Origin of the sequence: Paracoccus niistensis, from assembly GCF_042432925.1 — a bacterium.
Taxonomy (GTDB): Bacteria; Pseudomonadota; Alphaproteobacteria; order Rhodobacterales; family Rhodobacteraceae; genus Paracoccus; species Paracoccus niistensis.
Genome location: NZ_JBHLWE010000019.1, coordinates 24,399 through 48,511 on the forward strand (window position 1 = coordinate 24,399; position 24,113 = coordinate 48,511).

25 protein-coding genes are annotated in these 24,113 nt (G+C 69.0%); 10 read left to right on the forward strand and 15 right to left on the reverse strand.

The window, feature by feature from the left end; translation table 11 throughout:
- Position 1: 1 nt before the first annotated feature.
- Complete coding sequence (locus ACFFII_RS07265) at positions 2–289, reverse strand: GNAT family N-acetyltransferase (protein ID WP_377698224.1); 288 nt, start codon at positions 287–289, stop codon at positions 2–4.
- A 37-nt stretch (positions 290–326) separates the two neighbouring features.
- Positions 327–965 carry a protein-L-isoaspartate(D-aspartate) O-methyltransferase gene (locus tag ACFFII_RS07270; RefSeq protein WP_377698225.1) on the reverse strand — a complete coding sequence of 213 codons (639 nt, stop codon included), beginning with the start codon at positions 963–965 and terminating at the stop codon, positions 327–329.
- Between the two features lie 152 nt (positions 966–1,117).
- Here ACFFII_RS07270 and ACFFII_RS07275 point away from each other — a divergent pair, with 152 nt between their 5' ends.
- The 3 genes from ACFFII_RS07275 (at position 1,118) to grxD (ending at position 3,645) form a co-directional block, all read left to right on the forward strand.
- Positions 1,118–2,923: a thiamine pyrophosphate-requiring protein gene (locus ACFFII_RS07275; RefSeq protein ID WP_377698226.1), complete on the forward strand. Its 1,806-nt coding sequence runs from the start codon at positions 1,118–1,120 to the stop codon at positions 2,921–2,923.
- Between the two features lie 88 nt (positions 2,924–3,011).
- Positions 3,012–3,254 carry a BolA/IbaG family iron-sulfur metabolism protein gene (locus tag ACFFII_RS07280; protein ID WP_090753398.1) on the forward strand — a complete coding sequence of 81 codons (243 nt, stop codon included), beginning with the start codon at positions 3,012–3,014 and terminating at the stop codon, positions 3,252–3,254.
- A 28-nt stretch (positions 3,255–3,282) separates the two neighbouring features.
- Complete coding sequence (gene grxD, locus ACFFII_RS07285) at positions 3,283–3,645, forward strand: Grx4 family monothiol glutaredoxin (protein ID WP_090753396.1); 363 nt, start codon at positions 3,283–3,285, stop codon at positions 3,643–3,645.
- A gap of 73 nt (positions 3,646–3,718) precedes the next feature.
- On the opposite strand, the gene ACFFII_RS07290 is transcribed toward grxD, so the two are convergent.
- Both ACFFII_RS07290 and ACFFII_RS07295 read right to left on the reverse strand, forming a co-directional pair.
- Positions 3,719–4,420 (reverse strand): phage holin family protein, encoded by a 702-nt coding sequence (locus tag ACFFII_RS07290; protein WP_377698227.1) that lies wholly within the window; start codon positions 4,418–4,420, stop codon positions 3,719–3,721.
- Positions 4,421–4,424: 4 nt separating this feature from the next.
- On the reverse strand, positions 4,425–4,844 hold the full coding sequence (locus ACFFII_RS07295; RefSeq protein ID WP_090753394.1) for an ElaB/YgaM/YqjD family protein: 420 nt from the start codon (positions 4,842–4,844) through the stop codon (positions 4,425–4,427).
- Positions 4,845–5,098: 254 nt separating this feature from the next.
- Here ACFFII_RS07295 and ACFFII_RS07300 point away from each other — a divergent pair, with 254 nt between their 5' ends.
- A complete protein-coding gene (locus ACFFII_RS07300) occupies positions 5,099–6,094 on the forward strand; it encodes an MBL fold metallo-hydrolase (RefSeq protein ID WP_377698228.1) in 996 nt (331 codons plus the stop codon).
- A gap of 3 nt (positions 6,095–6,097) precedes the next feature.
- Here ACFFII_RS07300 and cls read toward each other — a convergent pair whose 3' ends face one another.
- The 3 genes from cls to ACFFII_RS07315 form a co-directional block, all read right to left on the reverse strand.
- Positions 6,098–7,552: a cardiolipin synthase gene (gene cls, locus ACFFII_RS07305; RefSeq protein WP_377698229.1), complete on the reverse strand. Its 1,455-nt coding sequence runs from the start codon at positions 7,550–7,552 to the stop codon at positions 6,098–6,100.
- A gap of 124 nt (positions 7,553–7,676) precedes the next feature.
- Positions 7,677–8,267 carry a peptidylprolyl isomerase gene (locus ACFFII_RS07310; protein WP_377698231.1) on the reverse strand — a complete coding sequence of 197 codons (591 nt, stop codon included), beginning with the start codon at positions 8,265–8,267 and terminating at the stop codon, positions 7,677–7,679.
- On the reverse strand, positions 8,260–8,766 hold the full coding sequence (locus tag ACFFII_RS07315) for a peptidylprolyl isomerase (protein ID WP_377698232.1): 507 nt from the start codon (positions 8,764–8,766) through the stop codon (positions 8,260–8,262). Before ACFFII_RS07315 ends, ACFFII_RS07310 begins: the two co-directional genes overlap by 8 nt.
- A gap of 216 nt (positions 8,767–8,982) precedes the next feature.
- Between ACFFII_RS07315 and ACFFII_RS07320 the strand changes: the two genes are divergently transcribed.
- Entirely contained in the window at positions 8,983–9,213 is a 231-nt protein-coding gene (locus ACFFII_RS07320) for a gamma-glutamylcyclotransferase (protein WP_377698233.1), read from the forward strand.
- A gap of 116 nt (positions 9,214–9,329) precedes the next feature.
- A complete protein-coding gene (locus tag ACFFII_RS07325) occupies positions 9,330–10,532 on the forward strand; it encodes a phosphoglycerate kinase (RefSeq protein ID WP_377698234.1) in 1,203 nt (400 codons plus the stop codon).
- 47 nt (positions 10,533–10,579) lie between these two features.
- Here the strand turns inward: ACFFII_RS07325 and ACFFII_RS07330 are convergent, their stop codons facing one another.
- Positions 10,580–10,864, reverse strand: coding sequence for a hypothetical protein (locus tag ACFFII_RS07330; protein ID WP_090753381.1), 285 nt, complete (start codon positions 10,862–10,864; stop codon positions 10,580–10,582).
- 184 nt (positions 10,865–11,048) lie between these two features.
- Between ACFFII_RS07330 and ACFFII_RS07335 the strand changes: the two genes are divergently transcribed.
- Together ACFFII_RS07335 and ftsY are read left to right on the forward strand one after the other, a co-directional pair.
- The gene (locus tag ACFFII_RS07335) at positions 11,049–11,978 is read left to right on the forward strand and encodes a class I fructose-bisphosphate aldolase (RefSeq protein ID WP_377698235.1); all 930 of its coding nucleotides are present in this window, start codon (positions 11,049–11,051) and stop codon (positions 11,976–11,978) included.
- A gap of 212 nt (positions 11,979–12,190) precedes the next feature.
- The gene (ftsY, locus tag ACFFII_RS07340) at positions 12,191–13,357 is read left to right on the forward strand and encodes a signal recognition particle-docking protein FtsY (protein WP_377698236.1); all 1,167 of its coding nucleotides are present in this window, start codon (positions 12,191–12,193) and stop codon (positions 13,355–13,357) included.
- 51 nt (positions 13,358–13,408) lie between these two features.
- On the opposite strand, the gene ACFFII_RS07345 is transcribed toward ftsY, so the two are convergent.
- The 4 genes from ACFFII_RS07345 to hisS all read right to left on the reverse strand — a co-directional run bounded on the left by ACFFII_RS07345 (position 13,409) and on the right by hisS (position 17,093).
- On the reverse strand, positions 13,409–13,678 hold the full coding sequence (locus ACFFII_RS07345; protein WP_377698237.1) for a DUF2171 domain-containing protein: 270 nt from the start codon (positions 13,676–13,678) through the stop codon (positions 13,409–13,411).
- Positions 13,679–13,801: 123 nt separating this feature from the next.
- Complete coding sequence (gene hisG, locus ACFFII_RS07350) at positions 13,802–14,494, reverse strand: ATP phosphoribosyltransferase (protein ID WP_377698238.1); 693 nt, start codon at positions 14,492–14,494, stop codon at positions 13,802–13,804.
- On the reverse strand, positions 14,488–15,555 hold the full coding sequence (locus ACFFII_RS07355; protein WP_377698239.1) for an ATP phosphoribosyltransferase regulatory subunit: 1,068 nt from the start codon (positions 15,553–15,555) through the stop codon (positions 14,488–14,490). Before ACFFII_RS07355 ends, hisG begins: the two co-directional genes overlap by 7 nt.
- On the reverse strand, positions 15,552–17,093 hold the full coding sequence (gene hisS / locus ACFFII_RS07360) for a histidine--tRNA ligase (protein WP_377698240.1): 1,542 nt from the start codon (positions 17,091–17,093) through the stop codon (positions 15,552–15,554). Before hisS ends, ACFFII_RS07355 begins: the two co-directional genes overlap by 4 nt.
- A gap of 47 nt (positions 17,094–17,140) precedes the next feature.
- Between hisS and ACFFII_RS07365 the strand changes: the two genes are divergently transcribed.
- Positions 17,141–17,341 (forward strand): SlyX family protein, encoded by a 201-nt coding sequence (locus ACFFII_RS07365; protein ID WP_377698241.1) that lies wholly within the window; start codon positions 17,141–17,143, stop codon positions 17,339–17,341.
- A 33-nt stretch (positions 17,342–17,374) separates the two neighbouring features.
- Here ACFFII_RS07365 and ACFFII_RS07370 read toward each other — a convergent pair whose 3' ends face one another.
- Positions 17,375–17,986, reverse strand: a complete 612-nt coding sequence (locus tag ACFFII_RS07370) for a DUF4177 domain-containing protein (protein ID WP_377698242.1) — start codon at positions 17,984–17,986, stop codon at positions 17,375–17,377.
- Between the two features lie 85 nt (positions 17,987–18,071).
- Positions 18,072–19,586 (reverse strand): Asp-tRNA(Asn)/Glu-tRNA(Gln) amidotransferase subunit GatB, encoded by a 1,515-nt coding sequence (gene gatB / locus ACFFII_RS07375; RefSeq protein WP_377698243.1) that lies wholly within the window; start codon positions 19,584–19,586, stop codon positions 18,072–18,074.
- A gap of 148 nt (positions 19,587–19,734) precedes the next feature.
- On the opposite strand from gatB, the gene ACFFII_RS07380 reads away from it, so the two are divergent.
- Positions 19,735–20,367, forward strand: a complete 633-nt coding sequence (locus ACFFII_RS07380) for a lytic transglycosylase (RefSeq protein ID WP_377698244.1) — start codon at positions 19,735–19,737, stop codon at positions 20,365–20,367.
- A gap of 14 nt (positions 20,368–20,381) precedes the next feature.
- Here ACFFII_RS07380 and ACFFII_RS07385 read toward each other — a convergent pair whose 3' ends face one another.
- Positions 20,382–23,960 carry a hypothetical protein gene (locus ACFFII_RS07385; protein ID WP_377698245.1) on the reverse strand — a complete coding sequence of 1,193 codons (3,579 nt, stop codon included), beginning with the start codon at positions 23,958–23,960 and terminating at the stop codon, positions 20,382–20,384.
- Positions 23,961–24,113 lie beyond the last annotated feature (153 nt).

The window sequence follows — 24,113 nt, forward strand, 5'->3', positions numbered from 1 at the left end:
CTCAGCCCGGCAGGACGTCCCGCCAATCCGCGTGCCGTCGGAACTGCGCGGCGGCGAAGCTGCAGATGGGCAGGATCTTGCGGCCGCTCCGGCGCGCATCCTCGACCGCACGCCAGACCAGCGCCTCGCCCAGGGACCGTCCGCGCAGTTCGGGCGGGACAAAGGTGTGGTCGATCACGTCCACGCTTTCCGAGGCAGTCCAGGTCATCTCGGCCTCGGCCCCCTCGATCCGGGCGACATAGCGCCCGCCCTTGCCGCCTTCCTCGCGTTCGATCTGAAACTCGGCCATCCTCGCGTCCTTTCCTTGCCGCCGGTTCCGGGCGGGATCAGCTGTCCTCGGCAAAGCCCTCGGCCCCGATCAGGGGCACGAAGGCCACGGCGCCCACGTCGTCCTGCCGCAGCCCGTCCGGCGTGCGGCACAGGCGGACAAGCTGCTGCGGCCCAAATCGTTCCCCCACCGGCATCACAAGCCGCCCGCCCGGCGCAAGCTGCGCCACCAGCGCGCCCGGCACCTCGGGACCCGCGGCAGAGACGAGTATCACGTCGAAAGCGCCGCCGCCGGGCCAGCCCCCGGTCCCGTCGCCCTGCCGGACCTCGACGTTGTCATAGCCCAGCCGCGCCAGTCTTTCGCGCGCGGCCTCTGCCAGCGCCCCGATGCGTTCCACGGCGCAGACCTGCGCGCCGAGGCGGCTTGCCACGGCGGCGGCATAGCCGGACCCTGCCCCGATCTCGAGCACGCGGTCCTGCGGCCCGATCCCGGCCGCGTCCAGCATCAGCGCCACGATGAAGGGCTGCGAGATGGTCTGGCCTTCGCCGATGGAGAGGGGCCGGTCGACATGCGCCTCATCTGCCAGATGCGGCGGAACGAAGGCTTCGCGCGGCACCTCGCGCATGGCCCGCAGCACCCTCGGATCGCGGACTCCGCGTGCCGCGATCTGCGTCTCGACCATGCGCTCGCGTTCCATCCGAGGGTCCGGCATCGCCCTGGTCCCATCTTACCGGTGCAGGGTTTAACGACCGACCGGCCCACCCGTTCCGGCCGATAAATGGCCCGCCGACGCAACCCCTTCCCGCACCTGCCCGTTCCTGTCGCATCAGGACGCACGGGGGAAGGACGATGGCCGATACGGTTGCCGATTTCATCATGCAGCGCGCATACGACTGGGGTGCGCGCCGGGTCTACGGTTATGCCGGCGACGGCGTCGGCGGGCTGATCGGCGCCCTGCAGCGCATGGAGAAGGCGCGTGAGGCCGATCCCGAAGCCCCCCTGATCGAGTTCGTCCAGGTCCGGCACGAGGAGATGGCGGGCCTTTGCGCCACCGCCCACGCCAAGTTCACCGGAGAGGTGGGTTTCTGCCTTGCGACCTCGGGGCCCGGCGCGGTGCATCTGCTGAACGGGCTCTACGACGCGCGGGGCGACCACATGCCGGTGGTGGCGCTGGTCGGTCAGCAGGCGCGGGCGGCGATGGGCTCGCATTACCAGCAGGACCTTGACCTGCAATCGCTGTTCAAGGACGTGGCGGGGGCCTTTGTCGCCACGGCCACCCTGCCCAACCAGGTCCCTCACCTGATCGACCGCGCCTGGCGCATTGCCAAGGCGGAACGCCGCGTGACCTGCGTGATCCTGCCCAACGACCTGCAGAACGAACCGATGGAGATGCCCCAGCGCGAGCATGGGTCCACCTTCTCGGGCGTGGGCCTTGCAGATACGGTGCCGGTCCCCACTGACGCCTCGCTGCGCGCCGCGGCCGAGGTGCTGAACGCGGGCGAGAAGGTGGCGATCCTTGTCGGCGCGGGGGCCATCGGGGCGGACGCCGAGGTCACCGAGGTGGCCGAGATCCTGGGCGCGGGTGTCGCCAAGGCGCTGCTGGGCAAGACGGCGCTGCCGGACGACCTGCCCTGGGTCACGGGCTCGATGGGCTTTCTGGGAACGCCCGCCAGCGATGCGCTGATGAAGGGCTGCGACACGCTGCTGTGGGTCGGCTCGGGGTTCCCTTACGCCGAATACCTGCCCAAGCCCGGCAGCGTGCGGGCCGTGCAGATCGATCTCGATGCCGGGATGCTGGGCCTGCGCTATCCGATGGAGGTCAACCTGCAGGGCGACTCTGCCGCCACCCTGCGCGCCCTGATCCCGCTGCTGAAGCGCAAGGAGGATCGAAGCTGGCGCGAGCAGGTCGAGAAATCCGTCCGGGACTCGCGCGAGGCCTTGGCCGGCGAGGCGGCGGTCGAGGCCGATCCGATCAATCCCCAGAAGATCGCAACCGAGCTGACGCCCCGCCTGCCCGACCGTGCGATCGTCACCGCAGACAGCGGCACCACGACCGTATGGTGGGCGCGCAACCTCGATTTGCGCGAAGGCATGATGGGCTCGGTCTCTGGCACGCTGGCGACGATGGGCTGCGCGGTGCCCTATGCCATCGCGGCCAAGTTCGCCCATCCCGACCGGCCGGTGATCGCGCTTGCAGGCGACGGCGCGATGCAGATGAACGGGATGTCGGAACTCATCACCATCTCGCGCTATTGGCGGCAGTGGAAGGATCCGCGCCTGATCGTCATGGCGCTGAACAACCGCGAGCTGGCCTTCGTTACATGGGAGGAGCGCGTCCAGATCGGCGATCCCAAGTGGCCCGCCAGCCAGACCCTGCCCGACATTCCCTATGCCGACATCGCGAAGCTGATGGGTCTCGGCGGCCGCCGCGTGGAACGGCCCGAGGACATCGGCGCCGCCTGGGACGAGGCGCTGGCTTCGGACCGTCCCTTCGTGCTGGACATCCTCAGCGACCCGAACGTGGCGCCCCTGCCGCCTCACATCACCCTGGATCAGGCCCGCGCCTATGCCACGGCGATGTGGCACGAGCAGCGGCCCGCAGGCATGATCGCGGGAACGGCCAGGCAGATCTTGGGCCGCATCCTGCCCGACTGACGCGGCCCCTGGGCGCGGGGGCGGCCCCCTTGCGCCCCCCTGCACCCCGTCCTAAGTCAGTCCGGCAGAGCAACCCGGAGGATGCGTCATGGCGATGGAAGCCTATGAGATCGAGGCGCTGATCCGCGAGGCCTTCCCCTCGGCCCGGATCACCATTACCGACCTTGCGGGGGACGGAAACCACTTCGCCGCCGAGGTCATCGACGAAAGCTTCCGCGGCCAGAACCGGGTGCAGCAGCAGCGCATGGTCTATGCCGCGCTGAAGGGTCGCATGGACGGGCCTGCCGGCGCGCTACATGCGCTGGCGCTGACCACCAGGGCGCCCGAGTGAACGCAACCTCTCCGAGGACACCAGGAACATGACCGACATCCGCACCGACATCCAGGAACTGATCGACAGCAATGACGTCGTTCTGTTCATGAAGGGCACGAAAGAGGTTCCGCAGTGCGGCTTCTCCAGCCGCGTGGCCGGCGTGCTGAACTACATGGGCGTGGCCTACCGCGACGTGAACGTGCTTTCCAGCGACGACATGCGTCAGGGCATCAAGGACTTTTCCGACTGGCCGACGGTTCCCCAGCTTTACGTCAAGGGCGAGTTCGTGGGCGGCTGCGACATCGTCACCGAGATGACCCTGTCGGGCGAGCTGGATCAGCTTCTGGACCGCACCGGCGTGGCCTATGACAAGCAGGCCGCCGAGAAGATCCGCGAAGCCAACAGCTGAGCCGCACCACCCGCATGTAAAAAAGGGCCGCGATCGCCGCGGCCCTTTTTCATGTGCAGAGGCAGGGAATGCCTCAGGGATAGTAGTCGTCGTCCTCGTCATCGTAGCGATCGTACCGATCATAGCGGTCGTCATGACGTTCCCAGTCGCGGTTGTCCGACCGGCGCCAGGCCTGCACACGGTTCGCGATCGCGATGCCCACGGCAAAGGCGCTGAGCAGGGGCGGGATGGTGGCGGCGTTCGAGTTCTTGACCCGCTCGACCGTGTCCTGCGCTTCGGCGAAGAACTGGGGCGTCAGCCCGACCTTCTGCGCCGCCTGCCCCGCCACGTTGCGGGTGAAGCCCTGCACCTTTGCCTCGGCGTCATCGACAAAGCGCTCGGCCTTGTGGGTGACGTCATCGACGAAGGAGTGGACGCGGTTCTCGACGTTGTCCACCACCTCGACCGCCTTGATGCGGGCCTTTTCCAGCGCCGCATCGGTGGCCAGGCTCAGCCGCGTCTCGACCTCGGCCTTCAGCTCGTCGGTGCTGGGCACTGGGTGGTTCACCTTCTTCGACATCGACAGGAAGACGATGCCGACCACCACGAACAGAAGACCGATGGCGAGCGAGGCCCCGACGGGGCCCCAGCCGAGGTTCCAGGCCAGGAACGACCACAACGCCGCGATCAGGAAGCCCGCGCCCAGCGCGATCACGACCCCGGCTGCCGCCTTCAGGGCGACCCTCCGACCCGCGTCGCTCAGGGCGAGCTGCATGTTGCGCGCGTAATCGAACATGGGATCAGCGCCGCGCCAGGATCAGGCCGACAAGGAAGCCCACGCCCGCGGCGATGCCCAGCGCCTGAGCGGGCTTGCGGCGGACCATTTCGGACATTTCGTCGTAGTAATCACCGGCATATTCCGCGACCTCATGGGCGCGGCGCTCGCCTTCCCGGTACAGGCGGTCGGCCTCGGAGCGGGCGCGGCCCACGAACTCCTCGCCCCGCTCGCGGGCGGCGGCGGCCAGATCGGCGGCGCTTTGCTTGACCTTGTCGGTGGTGGTATTGCCCGTGGCCTCGTTCCACGCGTCCTTGGCGTTGTCAGCCAGCTTGTTGATGCCCGACTTCACATCCTTCGAAGTGTCCTGCGCTGCGTCCTTCACGTCCTTGGCGGCGTCGTTCAGGTCGTTCTGCGCGTCCGAGGCGGTGTAGTTGTTGGCCATCTCCGGGTCCTTTCCAGTAGGGGCACTTGCTTATGGCATCCGAACACGACTTCACCGCCATTTGTTCCATCACCGGCCAAAGATCGGGCTTGGCACGGGGTTCGCCACCCGGGGAACGCCGCACGCGCGGGATCGTTGGAGGGGTGGAAACCTGCCACCGTCCCCATCGCGCGGCAGGCAGCGGTCACTGGCGGAGCACGACCATGGCTGTCCCTTGTCTTCCCGGCGCTGGCCGGACCCGGTGCTGAGCCCTCATGCCGGTGGCGCGCAACCCTTTCTATGACGGGCCGGTGTCGGATCACTTCGACGGGCTGCGCTTTCATTCCCCGTCCGAGCCGCCGGCGAACGGGCTGCTGGAACTGGCCTGGATGAACGCGGTCAAGGCAGCCCGATACTGGCCGACGGTCACGCCGCCCGCCCGGTTCGACCGCCCCCCGCGCCGGGTCGGTGGCCTGCGAATCTCCATGATCGGGCATGCGAGTCTTCTGGTGCAGGTCGGCGGCACCAACCTGCTGATCGACCCGGTCTATGCCGACCGCCTCGGCCCCGTGCCTGGCACCGGTCCCCGACGCGCCCAGCCTCCGGGCATCCGCTTCGACGACCTGCCGCCGATCGATGCCATCCTGATCACGCACAACCACTACGACCACATGGACATCCCTGCGATCCTGCGGCTGTCGCGGCGGTGGGAGCCCCGGATCATCGCCCCCCTGGGCAATGACGTCGTGATCCGCCGCCACGACCCCGGCATGGCGGTCGAGACTCATGACTGGGGCGAAAGGGCCATCCTGTCGCCCCGCCTTGCCGTCCACCTGGAACCGGCCTTCCACTGGTCTGGCCGGGGGGTGGCGGACCGGCGCATGACGCTGTGGTGTTCCTTTGTGCTGACCAGTCCCGGAGGGAGCGTCCTTTATCATGTCGGCGACACCGCCTATGGGGACGGCAGCATCTTCCCGCGCATCCGCGCCCGTTTCGGACGTCCCGACGTGGCGATCCTGCCCATTGGCGCCTATGAGCCGCGCTGGTTCATGCAGGGCCAGCACGTGGACCCGACCGAGGCGGTGCAGATCATGCTGGACTGCGGCGCCCGCCGCGCCTTCGGCCATCACTGGGGCACCTTCCAGATGACCTACGAGGCACAGGAGGCCCCGCCCCTCGACCTGTCGCGCGCCCTTGCCGATCGGGACATGCCCCCTGAGTGTTTCCGGCCGCTCGGCCCCGGCGTGGCAGTGGAACTGCCCTGGTGCTGAGGCTCACATCAGGGGCGAGAACAGCCGCGCCACGGAATCGCGGAAGCGGACCGGCGCATTGCGGCTGCGGTACTCGGCGACCGTGAACTCGCGGCAATCCGCCATATCGCGCAAAAAGCCGGCTTCCAGTTCCTGCGACAGCGTCTTGTCGTAGATCACCGCGTTCAGTTCGTAGTTGATGCTGAAGCTGCGGATGTCGATGTTGGCCGAGCCAATGGAGCAGACGCAGCCGTCGGTGATGACGGTCTTGGCGTGCAGGTAGCCTGGTTCATACAGCAGGACCGTGGCGCCCGCGGCCGCGATCTCCTCCATGTAGGTGTTGGCCGCCCAGTAGGGCACATACTGGTTGGTGCCGCGCTCGCTGATCATCACCCGCACGTCCACACCCGACAGGGCCGCGGCCTTCAGCGCCTCGGCGATGCTGGTGTCGAGGATGAAGAAGGGCGACTGCATGTAAACGCGTTTCCGCGCGCTGGTGATCATGGCGAAGTAAAGCTGCCGGATCGCCTGCCATTCAGAATCCGGCCCCGACAGCGTCATCTGCACGGGCAGTTGCGCGTGCTTCAGCCGCTCGGGTGTTGGCGGGAAGGTTGCGGGCTGGAAGAGATCCTCGCCCGTGGCGTTGTGCCAGTCCACGGCAAAGACCGCCTGCAGAAGGGTCGCCGCCGAGCCCTCGACCCGGATGTTCGTGTCACGCCATAGCCTGAAGCCCTTGGGCGGTGTCACATGCTCGCCGCCGATGTTCAGCCCGCCCGTATGACCGACACAGCCGTCAAAGACGGCGATCTTGCGGTGGTTGCGATAAGAGATCGTGTGCAGGCGCCACAGCTTGGAAAAGGGCTCCATGCGGATGCCCGCACGGCGCATCCGGCGGATATAGCCGTGCCTCAGCATCAGCAACGAGCCGACGGGATCATAGACGATGCGCACGTCCACCCCTTCGGCCACCTTGGCGGAAAGGATTGCGAACAGCTCCTCGGCCAGCTCATCGGTGTTCCAGCTGAAATATTGCAGGTGGATCGACCGGCGCGCGGCCTTCATGTCCGCGATCAGCGCCGGATAGGCCTCGGCCGCGTTCTGCAGGATGCGGACCTCGTTGCAGGTCGTCACTGTCGAATGGCTGGTGTTGCGCACCAGTTCCGCCAGCGATGCCCCCGAGCCCTCGTCCGGGTGCATGAGATGGACCGCGCGCGCATGTTCCGGCCGCAAGGCGGCAAAGACGGGATCGAGGCGCTGGGCAAGCTCCTGCCGCATGAGGGTGGCGGTCTGGCCGAACTGCCGGTGCTTGCGCCCGAACAGCAGGTAGACGATCACCCCCGCGCCCGGCAGCACGAAGAACAGCAGCATCCAGGCGAAGGTCGCGCTGGGACGGCGGTTCTCGGAAATGATGTAGACTGCGGTGGCGGCGAGATAGGCGGCGAAGGCAAGGGACAGGCCTGTTGCGATCTGCGGCGGCATCACGTCGCTCCGGTGGTCCTTTCACCCGCATACTGCGCGCACAGGTTGCAAAGGGCCAGCGGTTCCTGACGGGTGCGCCCGGCACGGGAAGGACCCCCGCCGGTCGCGGGGGTCCGGCGGGCCGTCACTCGGTAACGGTGACCTTGGCCATGTAATCGGGCGCCTCGACCGCGCCGTTGGCGTTCTGGTCGCCCTTCTTGATCGCGTTCAGCACGTCCCAGCCTTCCACCAGCTGACCCACGACGGTGTACTGCCCGTCAAGGAAGGGCGCAGGCGCCAGGTCGATGAAGAACTGGCTGTTGGCGCTGTCCGGGTCCTGGCTGCGGGCCATGCCAACGGTGCCGGCCTGGAAGCTCTGGTCGTTGAACTCGGCTTTCAGGTCGGGAAGGTCCGACCCGCCCATGCCGGCACGCGAGGTGTCGCCGTCCTGCTTGCCGAACTCGACGTCGCCCGTCTGGGCCATGAAGCCTTCGATGACGCGGTGGAACACGACACCGTCATAGGCGCCCTGTTTGGCCAGCGTCACCAGCCGCTCGACATGGCCGGGCGCCTTTTCGGGCAGCAGGTCCAGGACGATGGTGCCCTTGGGCTGGCCCGCGGCATCGGCGACCTCGATCACCATGTTCGGGCCGGGGCCATCGGCCGCCTGCGGGGCCTGCGCGAAGGCGGCCCCCGCCGACAGGATCAGGGCCGAGGAGATCAACAGCTTACGCATCGGCGGCCACCTTCATCGAGACGATGCGGTCGGGACTCGCCGGCGGCTCGCCGCGGGTGATCTTGTCCACGTGCTCCATGCCTTCGATCACCTGGCCGTACACCGTGTACTGGCCGTTCAGGAAATCGTTGTCCTTGAAGTTGATGAAGAACTGGCTGTTGGCGCTGTTGGGGTTCTGCGACCGCGCCGCGCCGATCGAGCCACGCGCATGCGGAAGGCGCGAGAACTCGGCCGGAAGGTCCGGCAGGTCCGATCCGCCCGTGCCCGCGCGCCGCGCGTCCCAGCCCTTTTCCATGTTGGCGTGCTGGACGTCGCCGGTCTGGGCCATGAAGCCCTCGATCACGCGGTGGAAGGCCACGTTGTCGTATTTTCCGGCGCGCGCCAGTTCCTTCATGCGGGCGACATGCTGGGGGGCGACATCGGGCAGAAGCTCGATCACCACGCGGCCGTCCTTCAGTTCCATGATGATCGTGTTTTCCGGGTCCTTGATCTCGGCCATCGGAGTTCCTTTCGTTCGTGCGGCCTTGGTCTAGGTCGGCCGCGGCACCGACGCAACGCATGAGCGGCGGGGTGGGTCCGCCACTTGTGTCCCTGATGGACGCGCGACCCGCCGATCCGTGCTACCCTTCTTCAAGATCCCGCTGGCCCCGCAGAGCACGATCATGGCAAAGCGACAGATGGACCTGACACCGAACTGGTCGCCCGCGCTGCCCGCGTGGTCGAGGATGCGGGGCCCAGCACCGGCGCGGTCTACCTGACCGATGCCGATTACGACGGGATCGTGGGCTCGATGCTTGCCAATGCGCCCGAGGGCGACCTGTGGCTGTTCGGCTACGGCTCGCTCCTGTGGAAGCCCGAGTTTCAGTATACCGAGCGCCGGATGGCAACCGTGCGGAGCTGGCACCGCGCCTTCTGCATCCAGCCTTGGCAGGCACCCGATCCATGACCCGGACCCGGATCCCGGCGGAAGCGGCCAAGCGGCTTCGTGTTGACGCAGAGTTGACGCGCCTTCACGCTTGACGGACAAGCACCGGCAAATCCGCAAGGCAGGAAGGATGCCCGATGGCGCGCTTCAATACCATTGACGACATGGACCTGAACGGAAAGGTCGTCTTGACCCGAGTGGACCTGAACGTGCCCGTGGAAAACGGCCGCGTGACCGACGCGACGCGGATCGAGAAGATCGTCCCGACCGTCAAGGAAATCCAGAAGAAGGGCGGCATTCCCGTGCTTCTGGCCCATTTCGACCGCCCCAAGGGCAAGCGGGTGGACGCCATGAGTTTGGGCCAGATCGTACCCGCGCTGGAACAGGCGCTGGGTCAGCCCGTGGCCTTCGCCTCGGAAGCGATCGGAGGCGATGCCAAGCGCGCGGTCGCCGCGCTGAAGGCGGGTGACGTGCTGGTGCTGGAAAACACCCGCTTCTACCCGGGCGAGGAAGAGAACGAGCAGACCTTCACCGCCTCGCTCGCGGCGCTGGGGCAGGCTTATGTGAACGATGCCTTCTCGGCCGCGCATCGTGCCCACGCCTCGACCGAGGGGTTGGCACGATTGATGCCGTCCGGCGCGGGCAAGCTGATGGAAGCCGAACTGAACGCGCTGGACGCGGCGCTGGGCACGCCCGAGCGGCCGGTGGTCGCCGTCGTGGGCGGGGCCAAGGTGTCCACCAAGCTGGACCTGCTGTCGAACCTCATCACCAAGGTCGAGCACCTGGTGATCGGCGGCGGCATGGCCAACACCTTCCTGGTCGCGCAGGGCATCGAGGTCGGGAAAAGCTTGGCCGAGCGCGACATGGCCGACACCGCGCGCGAGATCCTCGCCAAGGCGCAGGGCGCGGGCTGCACCATCCACCTGCCCGTGGACGTGGTCGTCGCGCGCGAGTTCAAGGCAGGCGCCCCCAGCGAGGTCGTTTCGGCCAACGCCTGCCCGAGTGATGCGATGATCCTGGACGCCGGGCCGGAAACGGTGGCGCAGGTCCGCGCGGTCTTCGCCCAATGCCGCACACTGATCTGGAACGGCCCGCTGGGCGCCTTCGAGATCGAGCCTTTCGACGCGGCCACCAATGCGGCGGCGGCGGCGGCGGCGGAACTGACCCGCGCGGGCAAGCTGATTTCCGTGGCAGGCGGGGGCGACACGGTCGCCGCGCTGAACAAGGCGGGGGTCGCCGAGGACTTCACCTTCATCTCGACAGCGGGCGGCGCCTTCCTGGAGTGGATGGAGGGCAAGGACCTGCCGGGCGTCGCGGCCCTGATCGCCGCCAAGCGCTGAAACGAAAAGGGCGGCCCCGGAGGCCGCCCTGTCCGTTCCCAAGTGCCTCAGTTGCTTGCGGGGGCCGGGCTTGCGCCTGCAGGGGCCGAGGCGGTGCCAGGCTCGGCGTCTTCCCGCGCCGAGGCGTCATTCCCGCTGCCGCCCGCGGTGCCCGCCGCCGTGTCCGTGCCGGGCGCCACCACCTCGGGCTGCCCCCCTGCGGGCTCATCGCTTCCCATCGAGGAAAACAGCAGGAACGCCACGAGTGCCAGGCCGATCGCCGTGCCGAGCGCCCAAAGCGCGGGTCGGTGCTTGCGGGCCGACCTTTCAGGGATGTTGTCGTTGTGGGACATGGGCCACCTTCCTGTTCCGTTATGCGCGAGTCCGTTGTTCTCACGCAAACGTGGATGGCCTGCCCTGCGTTCCGTCAGGTCACGTGTTCCGGTGGCTGCGGCCCTCCGTTAGCGCAACCGCCCTTTCCCTTGCCCTGCCGTCTGATATGGCATCGCCGACCATGACCACAGCAAGGGCCGTCCGATGCAGATGACCGATACCGTCAAGAAGATCCTCGCCAACTACGAAGGCGAGAACCCCGGCGTGAAGGGCAACCTGGCCCGCATGCTGATGACCGGCAAGCTGGCCGGCACCGGCAAGATGATCATCCTGCCCGTCGACCAGGGCTTCGAGCACGGCCCCGCCCGCAGCTTCGCCAAGAACCCGCTGGGCTACGACCCCCACTACCACTACCAGCTGGCGATCGACGCAGGCCTGAACGCTTACGCCGCGCCGCTGGGCATGATCGAGGCGGGCGCCGACAGCTTCGCCGGCCAGATCCCGACGATCCTCAAGTGCAACTCGGCCAACTCGCTGATGTCGGACACGGCCGGCAAGAACCAGGCCGTGACCGCGACCGTGCAGGATGCGCTGCGCCTGGGCTGCTCGGCCATCGGCTTCACGATCTACCCGGGCTCGGACATGGCGCTCGACATGTTCGAGGAGATTTCCGAGATGCGCGCCGAGGCCGCCTCGGTCGGCATCCCGACGGTGATCTGGTCCTATCCGCGCGGCGAGGCGATCAGCAAGGACGGCGAGACCGCCATCGACATCGCGGCCTATGCCGCGCAGATCGCGGCGCTGCTGGGCGCCCATATCATCAAGATCAAGCTGTCCACCGACCATCTTGAGAACAAGGACGCCAAGAAGGTTTATCAGGAACAGGGCATCGATATCTCCACGCAGGCGGCCCGCGTGCGTCACTGCATGGACGCGGCCTTCGGCGGCCGCCGGATCGTGGTCTTCTCGGGCGGCGCGGCCAAGGGCTCGGACGCGGTCTACGAGGACGCCATCGCCATCCGCGACGGCGGCGGCAACGGCTCGATCATCGGCCGCAACAGCTTCCAGCGTTCGCGCGCCGACGCGCTGGAAATGCTGGGCAAGCTGGTGGACATCTATCTCGGCAAGGCCTGAGACTTTCGGTCTCGGACGGGCGGGCGGCGAGGATTTCGCCGCCCGTTGTCATTTGCACCGTTGTGGGGGCGCTGCCCTGCCGCCTGACGGCGTGAATGGGCCCCCACCCCCATTCACCCCCCCCGATATTTGGGCGAAGAAGAAGTTCCCTGCGGGGTTTTCCTTTGGCGCGGGACTGAATAGCTTGTCGGGCCAAGCGAAAGGGCGGTCTCATGTCGTTTTTCTCGAAACTGCGCGAGCGGTTGACGAAGTCCTCGTCGAAGATCGGCGCGGGGCTGGACAGCATCGTGTCCGAAGGAGCAGCCGAGGCGCCCCCGACGGCGCCCGTGACCCCTCCTGCGGCCGCCCCGGTCGCGGCGGCGCCCGCACCTTCCGCTGCGCAGGCACCTGTGCCCTCACCGGCACCAGCACCCTCCCCCGCGCAGGCACCTGTGCCCTCACCGGCACCAGCACCCTCCCTCGCGCAGGCTGTGCCCCAGCCTGCCGCTGAAAGCCGGCCGGGCCTGATGGGCCGCCTGTTCGGCCGCACCGAGGCGGCCCCGGCCGAGCCTCGGCGCGAGCTGGACGACGCGATGCTGGAAGAGCTTGAGGACATGCTCATCTCGGCCGACATGGGCACCGATACGGCGCTGCGGGTGACCGCCAACATCGCCGAGGGACGCATGGGTCGCCGCATCAGCGCGACCGAACTCAAGCAGGCCCTGGCCGACGAGGTCACGCGGATCATGACCCCCGTGGCGCGGCCCTTGCCGCTTTATCCCAAGCGGCCGCAGGTGGTGCTGGTGGTGGGTGTCAACGGCTCGGGCAAGACCACGACCATCGGCAAGCTCGCCAGCCAGCTCAAGGCGGCGGGCAAGAAGGTGGTGATCGCGGCCGGCGACACCTTCCGCGCGGCGGCGGTCGAGCAGCTGCAGGTCTGGGGCCAGCGTGCAGGCGTCCCGGTGATGGTCGCCGCGCAGGGCTCGGACCCGGCGAGCCTTGCCTGGGACGCCATGACGCGGGCCGAGGCAGAAGGCGCGGACCTGCTGCTGATCGACACCGCGGGCCGCCTGCAGAACCGCGCCGACCTGATGGAGGAACTGGCCAAGATCGTCCGAGTCATCCGCAAGAAGGATCCCTCGGCCCCGCACAATACCCTGCTGGTGCTGGACGCCACCACCGGGCAGAACGCGCTGAGCCAGGTGGAAACCTTCCGAAAGTTGGCGGATGTTTCGGGGCTGGTGATGACCAAGCTGGACGGCACCGCGCGCGGGGGCGTTCTGGTTGCCTTGGCGGACAAGTTCGGCCTGCCGATCCATGCCATCGGCGTGGGCGAGCAGATCGACGATCTGGACGCCTTCGAGCCGAGCGAGTTCGCGCGCGCGCTTGTCGGCCTGTAAACTGGCCGACGCGGCCGGGCTGCCCTGACCGCGCCGCGCCGGGTGCTGTGGTCAGCCGGTATGCTCGACCGGGCTGCCGTCTTCTTCCTCGAAAAGCTGCCGCGCGTTGGCGGCTTCGGCCGACAGCCAGACCTTGCCGCCGTCGACCGAGGCCACAGCGGAAAGCTGCACGAAATGGTGGTGCTGGTTGTCCTGACCGTGCTCTTCGTCCTTGCGCACCATCTTGATGCGGTCGCCCTTGACGCCATCCACCTTTCCGACGTGCACGCCGTCGGCGCCCACGATTTCCATGTGCTCGGTGATGTCGCTTGCGTTGACCATGTCGGTTCTCCTGCTTTCCGGGCCTGTGCGCCCGGGCCTCAACGCGGCTGGACGCAAAGGCGATCCCTCAGTCTTGGGAGAAGCTGGAGGTCAGGGAGAGAGCTTGATCAGGCCGGCCGCCGCTCAGGCTGCGTGAGGCGGCAGACCGAGGTGCGCGACGATGGGGGCGATCGCGCCTGTCTCTACCGAGCGACGGTTGGCGACCAGCGTGGCCTGACTGGCGTGGATCAGGGCGTCGGGCAGGATCTTCAGGTGGTTTGCCCGCAGCGTCTCGCCGGTCGAGGTGATGTCGGCGATGGCCTCGGCGGTCAGGTTCGCCACGGTGCCCTCGGTCGCGCCCTGGCTGTCCACCAGTTGGTAGTCCGCGATCTCGTGATCGGACAGGAAGGCGCGGACCAGACGGTGATACTTGGTCGCGATCCGCAGGCGGAAGCCATGCGCCGCGCGGAAGTCGCGCGCGATCGAGGCGAAGTCGTCCAGCGTTTCGCAGTCGCGCCAGCAGGCGGGCACGCCCAGCACCAGGTCGGCATGGCCGAAGCCCATCGGCGCAAGTTCCACCACGTCCGATCGCCAGCCCGCCAGCTTCTCGCGGATCAGGTCCGAGCCGGTCACGCCAAGCTGGATGCGCCCGGCGGCAAGCTCTCGCGGGATCTCTCCAGCCGAAAGCAGGACCAGGGACAGGCCCTCGATCCCCTCGGCTCGGGCGGCATACTCGCGGTCCGAGCCGGTGCGGGCAAGCCGGATGCCCCGCCCGGCAAACCAGTCGAAGCTCTGCTCCATCAGCCGGCCCTTGGACGGCAGGCCCAGCTTCAGCATGGCGCGCACTCCAGTTCCGCGACAAGGCCGGGGCGGATGATGCCGCCGACGGCGGGGATCGCCTCGCCCTGCCCCAGCACGCGGGTCAGCGCGTCGTAGCGGCCGCCCGAGGCAACGGGGGGCCAGTCGGGCCGGCCTTCGGCGGTGAAGCTGAAGGTCATGCCGTCGTAATATTCCATGGTCCGGCGGCCGTGGCTTGCGTCGAAGCGGATGGTGCCCGGGTCGATGCCGCGCGCGGCGATGGCGTCCAGGCGCGCCGCGAGACGATCCACTGCTTCGGCAATGGCGGGGATGTGGTCGGCAAGGATGCGCAACTCGTCGCAAGCCACGGGCGCGGGCCCGGCAACGGCGAACAGGCGGTGCAGGCGCTCGCGCCAGATGGCGGGCAAGGGCGGGCCTTCGGCGGCGGCCTCCAGCCGGGCAATGCGGGCCTCCATCTCGGATTCCGAGCGGAGGCCGGTCCAGGGGGCGCTGTTCACGGCGAAATGACGCGGCCGCTCGGGCGTCGAGAAGCGGTCGAGCAGCCGCTCGAAGCGCCGGGGCCGCCAGATATGATGCGCCAGCAGCGCGCGGCGCGAGTCCGACAGCGGCAGGCCCGCGACGGCGTCCAGCAGCAGGTCCATGTCGCCCATGGTGGCCGACAACCGGCAGGGCGCGAGGATGCCATGGAACAGGGCGAAGACCTCGGCATCGGCCTCGGGATCGCGCGAGAACAGCTCGAACCCCGCCTGCAGGTATTCATTGTCGCGCGGATGCGGGGGGCGCGTGTCGCCGTGGTCCTGCTTTCGGAAAATCTCGCCCAGATAGCAGTATCGGGCCGGTTCCGCCCCTTGGGCCATGTGCATCTGCACGACCGGCACGGTGAAGTCGGGGCGAAGCACGACCTCGCCCCGGATCGGATCGGTAGTCAGGTAGGCGCGGGCACGGATGTCCTCGCCATAGAGGTCCAGCAGCGTATCGGCGGGCAGCAGGATGTCGGGCGCGACCTCGACCGCGCCTGCGGCAACGAAGGCGTCGAGGATGCGGCGGCCCACCTGCGCCTTGACGGTGCGGGTGATCATCTAGCCAGCATCTCGCGGACGGTGGCAACCAAGGCCTCGCACGGGATCTCAACCTGAGCCGGTTGAGATTTCCATTCCTCTACAGAGGCTTGCGCGGAAATCTTCGCGCCAAGGATCAGGTCCTTGACCTGCACGACGCCGCGCGCCGCCTCGTCCGCGCCTTGGATGATGGCGATGGGCGAGGCCCGCTTGTCGGCATACTTGAGCTGGTTGCCGAAGTTCTTCGGGTTGCCCAGGTAGACCTCGGCCCGGATACCTGCGGCGCGCAGTTCGGCGGCCATTGCCTGATAATCGGCCATCCGGTCGCGGTCCATGACGGTGACGACCACCGGCCCCTGCGCCTCGGCACCGGCCAGCCCCTTCTCGCGCAAAGCGGCCAGCAGCCGGTCCACGCCGATGGACACGCCTGTCGCGGGCACCTTCTGCCCGGTGAAGCGTTCCACGAGGTCGTCATAGCGCCCGCCGCCCGCGACCGAGCCGAACTGGCGCTTACGGCCCTTCTCGTCGAGGATCTCGAAGGTCAGTTCCGCCTCGAACACCGGACCCGTGTAGTAGCCCAGGCCCCGCACGACCGAGGGGTCGATCACGACGCGATCCGCGCCCATCCCCATCGCGTCCAGCATCGCGGCGATCTGGGCCAGTTCGTCCACGCCCTCGGCGCCGACAGCGGAGCCGCCGACAGCCGCGCGCAGGTTCTGCAGCGTTGTCGCGTTGTCGGCGCCCTTTGAGGTGAGGAAGCGCAGCACCGGTTCGGCCTGCGTGGCGTCAAGCCCCACGCCCTCGATCTCGGCGCCCGAGGCGTCGGTGCGCCCGGTGGTCAGCAGTTCGCGCACGCCCGCCTCGCCCACCTTGTCGAACTTGTCGATGGTACGGAGGATCGCATCTCGTTGATGTTTGTTGCGCGCACCAGTTACAGCATCAAGCATCGACTGTGGAGCTTTGTCAGCCGCGCCTTCGTCGATCCCAATCGCCTCGAGCACGCCATTCAGGACCTTGCGGTTGTTCACCCGCACCAGATAGTCGCCGCGGGCGATGCCTGCCGCTTCCAGCGCGTCGGCCAGCATGGCGATGATCTCGGCATCCGCCGCGACGCTGGCCGCGCCCACGGTGTCGGCATCACATTGATAGAACTGACGATAGCGGCCCGGCCCCGGCTTCTCGTTGCGCCAGACCGGACCCATCGCATAGCGGCGATAGGGCGAAGGCAGGTCATTGCGATACTGCGCGGCGACCCGCGCCAAAGGAGCCGTCAGGTCATAGCGCAGGGCCAGCCAGTCGCCGGAACCGCCGCCGGGCACCGCTTCCTCCTGCCACGCAAACACGCCGGCATTCGGGCGGTCCACGTCGGGCAGGAACTTGCCAAGCGCCTCGACCGTCTCGACCCCGCTGGTTTCCAGCGCTTCGAAGCCGTGCAGGTGATAGACGGCGGCGATGCGGTCCAGCATCGCCTTGCGTTCCGTCACCTCTGGCCCGAAATAGTCGCGGAAGCCCTTGGGCGTTTCGGCGCGCGGGCGGCGCGGTTTCTGATCCTTGGCCATGCGGGTATCCTTCAGGTCGCGGGCTTCGATTAGCGGAAGGGGGCGGCATGGACAAGTTGCAGGCGCTGGAAGAACGGATCGCCCATCTTCAGCGCACGGTCGAGGACCTGTCCGACGTGGTCACGCGGCAGGCGACCGAGATCCGCGCCCTGTCGCGCCGCGTTGGCCTGCTGATGGAACGCGAGGCCGAGCGCGAAGCCGCCGAAGGCACGATCCCGCTGGCCGACCAGCGCCCGCCGCATTGGTAAGCGCGCCCGCGGCGTGATGCCGGCGCGCAGGTCCTACCGTTCGGCCGGTCCCAGCCGGGTCGTGCTGCCGGGCATGGGTTCCGAGAAGATGCCGCCTGCCTTGGGCTCGGGCCGCTGCGCCGCCAAGGGGGGACGCTGGACGAAGGGCGGCGGCTCGGCCGGGCCTTCGGTGCGGTCGGGGTCGAAGCCGGGCTCGTCGTAGTCGTCCACCCGCGCGGCTTCGGTTCTAGCGGGCTCGGGAAGGGTCGCCTCGGCCGGGTCGCCGTCCGGCCAGTCCGAGGGCGGCTCGGACTTGGGCGCCGGCTCGGGGGCGGGTTGCGCCGCAGCCAGTGGACGTAGAACGGGACCCGCTTCGTGAGAGGCCGCAAGCGGGCGCTGCGCCGCGGCCCACTCGTGCTGAGGATAGGCAGGCGCAAGCGCGCGGCGGAAGACCAAGACGTTGTGATAGACGGTGGTGCGGCTGGTCAGGCCGCTGCGTTCCTCGCAGGGCAGCGTCTCGGCGCGGACATATTCCCAGCCCGCCTGCGCCATGCGGTTCATTTCCATAGTCAGCGCATGGGCGAAACGTTCCGCCCCGCTTCGGGCGCCCCGGACCTTCTCGCCCCGGTTCGGCGCGGGCAGGACGGTGTATTCATAGGCTTGCATCGCACGCTCCTTGCGCTGGGTCGCTTCGGGTGCAGCCGAACGCCCCGCCCCCGGCCCGCGTTGCAGGCCGCGGCGCGGGAACGCCTCAGAGTCCGAGCTTCTTCGCCACCATCTCATTCACTGCCGCCGGGTTGGCCTTGCCGCCCGTCGCCTTCAGCACCTGCCCCGTGAACCAGCCCGCGAGCTTGGGGTTGGCCTTGGCCTTTTCCACCTGCGCGGGGTTCGCGGCGATGATCTCGTCCACGGCCGCCTCGATCGCGCCCAGGTCGGTGACCTGCTTCATCCCACGCGCTGCCGCGATCTCGGCGGGGTCGCCGCCCTCTGTCCAGACGATCTCGAACAGGTCCTTGGCCATCTTGCCCGAAATCTCGCCCGAGGCGATCAGGTCCAGCACGCCGCCAAGCTGCGCGGCCGAGACCGGGCTTTCGCCGATGGACAGCCCTTCCTTGTTCAGCCGCCCGAACAGCTCGTTGATGACCCAGTTCGCGGCCTGCTTGCCGTCGCGGCCCTTGGCCACGACCTCGAAAAAGTCGGCGTTCTCGACCTCGGCCGTCAGCACGCCCGCGTCGTATTCGGACAGGCCGAGTTCCGTGACGAAGCGCGCCTTCTTCTCGTCCGGCAGCTCCGGCATCGATCCGGCGATGTCGTCCACCCAGCCCTGCTCGATTTCCAGCGGCAGCAGGTCGGGATCGGGGAAGTAGCGGTAGTCGTGCGCCTCTTCCTTGGACCGCATCGAGCGTGTTTCGCCCTTGTCGGGATCATACAGGCGGGTTTCCTGCACGACCGTGCCGCCGTCCTCGATGATGGCGATCTGGCGGCGGGCCTCGTATTCGATGGCGGCCTGGATGAAGCGCAGCGAGTTCATGTTCTTGATCTCGCAGCGGGTGCCGAGGTGGCTGAAGTCCTGCGTTGCCTGATAACGCTCGTAGTCGCCGGGCTTGCAGACCGACACGTTCACGTCGGCGCGCAGGTTGCCGTTCTGCATGTTGCCGTCGCAGGTGCCCAGATAGCGCATGATCTGGCGCAGCTTGGCGACATAGGCGGCGGCCTCCTCGGGGCCGCGGATGTCGGGGCGGCTGACGATCTCCATCAGGGCGACGCCGGTGCGGTTCAGGTCCACGAAGGACAGCGCCGGGTCCATGTCGTGGATCGACTTGCCCGCGTCCTGTTCCAGATGGATGCGCTCGATCCGCACGCGGCGGGCAATACCGGGGGCCATGTCCACGATGATCTCGCCCTCGCCCACGATGGGGTGGTAAAGCTGGCTGATCTGGTAGCCCTGCGGCAGGTCCGGATAGAAATAGTTCTTGCGGTCGAAGGCCGACATCAGGTTGATCCGTGCCTTCAGCCCCAGCCCGGTGCGGACGGCCTGCGCCACGCAGAATTCGTTGATGACCGGCAGCATCCCCGGCATCGCCGCGTCCACGAAGCTGACGTTCGAGTTCGGCTCGGCCCCGAAGGCTGTCGAGGCACCCGAGAACAGCTTCGCGTTGGATGCCACCTGCGCGTGGACTTCGAGCCCGATGACCAGTTCCCAGTCTCCCTTGGCCCCGGCGATGACCTTGGGTTCGGGGGCGGTATAGGAAAGGTGATCCAGCATCTTCGTCTCCGGCAGCGTTGGGGTGGTTTCTATTGCCGTGGCCCTCTCGCGACAAGGGCTGGTTGCGCCGCTGCCGGTCGCCGGAATGTTCATTGAGATCCGGCAGGGCGCGGGCTAGGCCGCGCCGAAAGGTGCAAGGGGAAATGTCATGGGCAAGGGAATCATGGTTCTGGCGGCGCTGGCGCTGGCCGGATGCGGCGCGGTCGAGGCCGGGCGGCAGGCCACGACCGCCCCCACCATCGCCCCGGTCGAACGCGCCTCGGTCACCGGCCGCCTCGCCTCGGCCGTGGGCCTGCGCAAGGAACAGCCCGCGATGCGTTGGGGCGAGGACAACCCCGAATGGACCGAAGCCGCGCTGGCCGCGCTGGACTCGGAAGGCGTGACGCTGCTGTCCACCGTGCCCTCGGATGTGATGCAGTTCTGCCCCGGCTACGCCACCCAGACGCGCGAGAACCGGAAGGCATTCTGGGCCGGGCTGGTGTCGGCCGTTGCCCATCACGAGGGCGCCTCGCAGGGCTCGCCCCGCGGATTGCTGCGCTTGTCGCGTCCCCAGACGCAGGACGGGGGCTGCGGCGCGGGAGAGGACGGCGCGGACAACCTGCGCTGCGCGGTGCGGATCATGGCGCGCGAGGTCAGCCGCGACGGCGCCATCGCGGGCGGGGCCGAGGCGCAGGGTGGCCGCAGCTGGCGCGGGTTGGCGCGCAGCTGGATGCCGCTGCGGTCCCGGGAAAAGCGGGCCGAAATCGCCAGCTGGACCCGGCGGCAGAGCTATTGCAAGTGAAACGAGGGCGCTGATCAGCGCCCGTTCAGGATCGGCAGGTTGTAGGTCCGGCCGCCCTTGACATAGGTGATCTTGCCGTTGCCGATCGAGTTGATCGCGCCGCCGTCGATCCGGTCGCCAAGGCGCACCGTCACGACCTTGCCGTTGCGCAGCCGGATCAGGCCGCGGCTGGCCCGCCCCGCGCCCACCACGCCGATGACCTGGGTCTTGTTCGTCTCGATCCCGCGCAGCGTCGCGTTCTTGGCCACATCGCCCGTGGTGCGGCCCTCGACGGGCTTCTGGGCGATCTCAGGCTCGTCGTCGATCTCGGGCGGGCGATAGCTGCCCCGCGCGGCGATGGCGGCGCGTTCCTCGGCTTCGGCCTGGGCGCGGGCGCGGGCCTCGGCGGCGGCGCGGGCCTGCCTTTCGGCCTGGGCATCGGCGGCGGCGCGTTGGCGGGCACGCTCCTCGGCCTGCCGCTGCAACTGCTCGTCCCGCATGCGCTGACCCGCATCATCCGGCACTGGCGCCGCGCTGGCGGTCGTCGTCGGGGCTGCCTGGGGAACAGGCGTCGGCACGGGGACCGGCGCCGGGGTGGGCGCACGCAGCGCCGCGGCGGCAGCGGCGGCGACCGCCTGGGCTTCGGCATCGGCCTGGGGCGCGGGTGTTGCGGCGAGGCGCGCGGGCTTGCGCACGGGCGCGAGAGAGGCGGCCGACGCCAGCGCGACGGGCGCAGGCTTGGCGGTCGCCACCGCCTCGGCCAAGGCGCTTTCGACGGCCGAGGAGGATTTCGCCGTTCCGCCACGGCTCGGACGCGCGGCCGGGCGTCCGTTGGCGTTGGCTGCCGCCTTCACGGGCGCGGCTTTCGCGGATGACGGTTCGGACGCGGCGGACTTCGACGCACGCGCGGCCGGGCGGTCGCCCGAGGATTTCGCCGCAGGTTTGCTGGCCACGGCCTCGGCCACCGCCGCATCTACGGCAGAAGCCGCCGCAGCAGGACGGCGCGACGGCCGCGCCTCGGCAAAGCGCGGTCCATCGGCCGCCGGAGCAGCCGAAAGGCGCGGAAGCGTTGGGTGCAGCGCGTAAAGCCCAGCCAGCAGCGCGTCGGCGGCGACCCGCTCGGCGGGGGTCATCTCGGCTGCGGTCACCGACTCGTCGGCCGAACCTTCCTCGGGACGCGGACGGGGCCGCGAAGACGAGACCGGCTCACGGGTTGGGGCGGGCCGCGTCGAGGCACGGGGCGCCGCCTCGGGGCGGGACGGTGCGGGACGCGAGGCCGCCGTGGCCGCCGGACGCGTTGTCCCGGCAGGACGCGCAGCCTCGGGCGCCGCGGCACGGGGAGCAGCGGTGGCGCGAGGGGCCTGCACCGACGCGGGACGGGAGGCGGGTCGCTCGGACCGGGTCAGCGCACGGCGACCCGGCACCACGGCAGGAAGCGGGTCGGCCTCGGACACGGCCGGCGCGGCGGCAGGCTGGGGCCGACGCGGTCCCGTGGTCGGCCGCGTGGCTGTCGTCCCGGTGGGCGCGGCAGATTGCGCCGGGGACGCAGGAGCAGCCGCTGCGGGCGACGCAGGCGAAGTGACCGGAGACGCCGCCTCGATCTCGGCAGGTGAGCGGGCCGACGTGGCCGGAGGCACGGCTTGAGCCTCGGTTGCAGCCGATCCGCCGTTGTCTTCGGCAATCGCGGGCGCCGGGGTGGAAGGGGCATTCGCGGCCGGCGCCGAACCGGCCGCCGTGCTGGCCGGAGCCACGGGCGCAGCAGCCGGCTGAGCCGTGTCGGCAGAAGCTGTGCCGTCAGTGGCGGTGTCCGGGGCAGCAGGAGCCGCGACAGTCGACGTGGCACCCTGGACGTCTGCCGGGTCAGGCGACCGCAAGTCCGGCACGGCGGGTGCCACCGGCGCAGCCGTGGTCGCGGGAACGGTATCCGCGGCATCGGTCTGCGCCGCATCGGAAGTTGGGGGCGTAGCCGAGGAAGACGTCGGCAGGATGGTGACGGGCTGAACCTGAGCAACCGCACTCCCGGTTGCGCCGGGGCCCTGTTCCGGCGCCTGGACGGGATTCGTCTGCGTGGCCGCAGCAACCGGAGCCTCGATCCGGGAAGGTTCGGCCGGCACCGGAGTCTCAGCTACCTCGGCCTGTGCCGGGGCCGCCGCGCCGGAAGGCGTCGGAGGCACCGTCGTCCCCGCTTCCTGTGCTTCGGGCTGCGCGGCAGCCTGCGCCGGGTCCTCGGCGGGCACCGGGACAGTTGGAGCAGTGGCCACCGGCCGGTCACCCGGGGTGGCAAAGGCCCAGATCAGCATCAGCCCGACCAGCAGCGCGCCGAGCATCACCAGCAGGCCGCCGACGCCGCCGCGCGCGCCCGGGTGCTGCGCGACCGGAGCAGGCGGGTCCACGCGCAAGGCACGGGCCGCCGCCGCGCGTTCGATCACCACGCGGCCCCGTTCCGGCAGGGAGGGCTTGTCAGGTGACGCCTCGGCCTCGCCCTCTTCCGGCGACGCAAGCGCCCGAGCCTTCGACAGCCGGGGTGCTGCAGGCCTGTTGCCGGGCAGAACCGCGGCCGGACCGGCTGCCTTGGCGACACTGGCTGAAGCCGCTGCAGGAGCAGGATCGGCATCCCCGGGGCGCAGCTCCGCCGACGCAAGCTCGGCGGCCGGGCGCGGGTTCTCGCCCGTGGCCTCGTCCGTGCCGGAGACCGGGGGCTCGGACTGCTCGGACGTATCCGCCACCAAGCCATCGCCGATCTGATCTTGAGCCGATGAAGCATCATTGACCTCGTTGGACGCCACGACAGCGTCCGGAGCCTGTCCCTCGGCTATCTCGGCAGTGGCCGCGGCTTCATCTTCCCCAGCAGCAGAAGAACCGCCCTCCGGCTCCGCCTCGTTCGGAGCGGAACTGTCCTCCGCCACCGCTGCGACAGCACCAGGATCATCTGAGCTATCGGCCTGACCTTCTCCGGACGGCACCCAGGCATCACCAGCCGCCGTTTCGACAGCATCGGCCTTCACCGCGTCATCTGCCACAGGCGTATCCTCTGCGGCAGCCTGCGACGCGGTGGCCTCGGGCTGGTCCGCCGGAAGGTCACCGGGCAGGTCGGCATCGCCGAGAACCTCGTCCGTCGCAACGGGCTCGCCGAAGCGGGGGGTCGCCGGGAACAGCCCGTCGGCCGGATCGGCCAGGAAGCCCGCAGCTGCGAAGCCGTGGCGGCGGGCGAAATCCTCGGCCTCGCGCAGGGTCTGGCGCGCGACCGCCGCCACGCGCACGTCGCCCGCCTCGCTCGGACGCCAGTCCCAGGCAAGATCCGCCACGGGATAGGGCGTCAGCCCGTCCAGGGCTTGGCCAAGCTCGGCCGGCTTGTGGTCGTCACCGGGAATGGGCAGCGAGGTGTAAAGGATCTGGTCGTCGGGAATGATCAGCGCGACCTTGGCGTCGCGCCCGTTCGCCGCCAGCTTGCGCAGCCGGGCCATCTCGGCCCGGAAGTCGGGCGCGTCGAAAGCGGCGACCGCCCGCTCCTTCCACCGCACCGAGGCGGCTGCCGGCGGATCGGCCCGTTCCATCAGGTGAACGGCATCGTTGCTGAATGACAGGGCGAAATCGGGCGCGGAACGCTTGCTCATGGGCCGGGGCTTATCCGTTCTGGCCGGTCGTCGTTCATGCGCGATCCGGTCCGTTGCTGCTCAACCCCATGGATAACCGAACTGCGCCCCTCTGCAAAGCGAAACACCTCATCGTGAGAAGGCCCCTCGCGGATTTGCGGCCCTTCCCGAAGC

Bases quoted from the DNA above. Each gene is read 5' to 3' on its own strand.
- gatB (WP_377698243.1), bottom strand. From the start codon at position 19,586: ATGCTGGATCACCTTTCCTATACCGCCCCCGAACCCAAGGTCATCGCC.
- ACFFII_RS07380 (WP_377698244.1), top strand. From the start codon at position 19,735: ATGGGCAAGGGAATCATGGTTCTGGCGGCGCTGGCGCTGGCCGGATGC.
- ACFFII_RS07295 (WP_090753394.1), bottom strand. From the start codon at position 4,844: ATGGCCAACAACTACACCGCCTCGGACGCGCAGAACGACCTGAACGAC.
- ACFFII_RS07310 (WP_377698231.1), bottom strand. From the start codon at position 8,267: ATGCGTAAGCTGTTGATCTCCTCGGCCCTGATCCTGTCGGCGGGGGCC.
- ACFFII_RS07385 (WP_377698245.1), bottom strand. From the start codon at position 23,960: ATGAGCAAGCGTTCCGCGCCCGATTTCGCCCTGTCATTCAGCAACGAT.
- ACFFII_RS07355 (WP_377698239.1), bottom strand. From the start codon at position 15,555: ATGATCACCCGCACCGTCAAGGCGCAGGTGGGCCGCCGCATCCTCGAC.
- hisG (WP_377698238.1), bottom strand. From the start codon at position 14,494: ATGCTGAAGCTGGGCCTGCCGTCCAAGGGCCGGCTGATGGAGCAGAGC.
- ACFFII_RS07370 (WP_377698242.1), bottom strand. From the start codon at position 17,986: ATGCAAGCCTATGAATACACCGTCCTGCCCGCGCCGAACCGGGGCGAG.
- ACFFII_RS07290 (WP_377698227.1), bottom strand. From the start codon at position 4,420: ATGTTCGATTACGCGCGCAACATGCAGCTCGCCCTGAGCGACGCGGGT.
- ACFFII_RS07325 (WP_377698234.1), top strand. From the start codon at position 9,330: ATGGCGCGCTTCAATACCATTGACGACATGGACCTGAACGGAAAGGTC.
- ACFFII_RS07335 (WP_377698235.1), top strand. From the start codon at position 11,049: ATGCAGATGACCGATACCGTCAAGAAGATCCTCGCCAACTACGAAGGC.
- ACFFII_RS07280 (WP_090753398.1), top strand. From the start codon at position 3,012: ATGGCGATGGAAGCCTATGAGATCGAGGCGCTGATCCGCGAGGCCTTC.
- ACFFII_RS07315 (WP_377698232.1), bottom strand. From the start codon at position 8,766: ATGGCCGAGATCAAGGACCCGGAAAACACGATCATCATGGAACTGAAG.
- ACFFII_RS07270 (WP_377698225.1), bottom strand. From the start codon at position 965: ATGGAACGCGAGCGCATGGTCGAGACGCAGATCGCGGCACGCGGAGTC.
- ACFFII_RS07365 (WP_377698241.1), top strand. From the start codon at position 17,141: ATGGACAAGTTGCAGGCGCTGGAAGAACGGATCGCCCATCTTCAGCGC.
- ACFFII_RS07330 (WP_090753381.1), bottom strand. From the start codon at position 10,864: ATGTCCCACAACGACAACATCCCTGAAAGGTCGGCCCGCAAGCACCGA.
- ACFFII_RS07275 (WP_377698226.1), top strand. From the start codon at position 1,118: ATGGCCGATACGGTTGCCGATTTCATCATGCAGCGCGCATACGACTGG.
- ACFFII_RS07265 (WP_377698224.1), bottom strand. From the start codon at position 289: ATGGCCGAGTTTCAGATCGAACGCGAGGAAGGCGGCAAGGGCGGGCGC.
- cls (WP_377698229.1), bottom strand. From the start codon at position 7,552: ATGCCGCCGCAGATCGCAACAGGCCTGTCCCTTGCCTTCGCCGCCTAT.
- grxD (WP_090753396.1), top strand. From the start codon at position 3,283: ATGACCGACATCCGCACCGACATCCAGGAACTGATCGACAGCAATGAC.
- ACFFII_RS07300 (WP_377698228.1), top strand. From the start codon at position 5,099: ATGCCGGTGGCGCGCAACCCTTTCTATGACGGGCCGGTGTCGGATCAC.
- ftsY (WP_377698236.1), top strand. From the start codon at position 12,191: ATGTCGTTTTTCTCGAAACTGCGCGAGCGGTTGACGAAGTCCTCGTCG.
- hisS (WP_377698240.1), bottom strand. From the start codon at position 17,093: ATGGCCAAGGATCAGAAACCGCGCCGCCCGCGCGCCGAAACGCCCAAG.
- ACFFII_RS07345 (WP_377698237.1), bottom strand. From the start codon at position 13,678: ATGGTCAACGCAAGCGACATCACCGAGCACATGGAAATCGTGGGCGCC.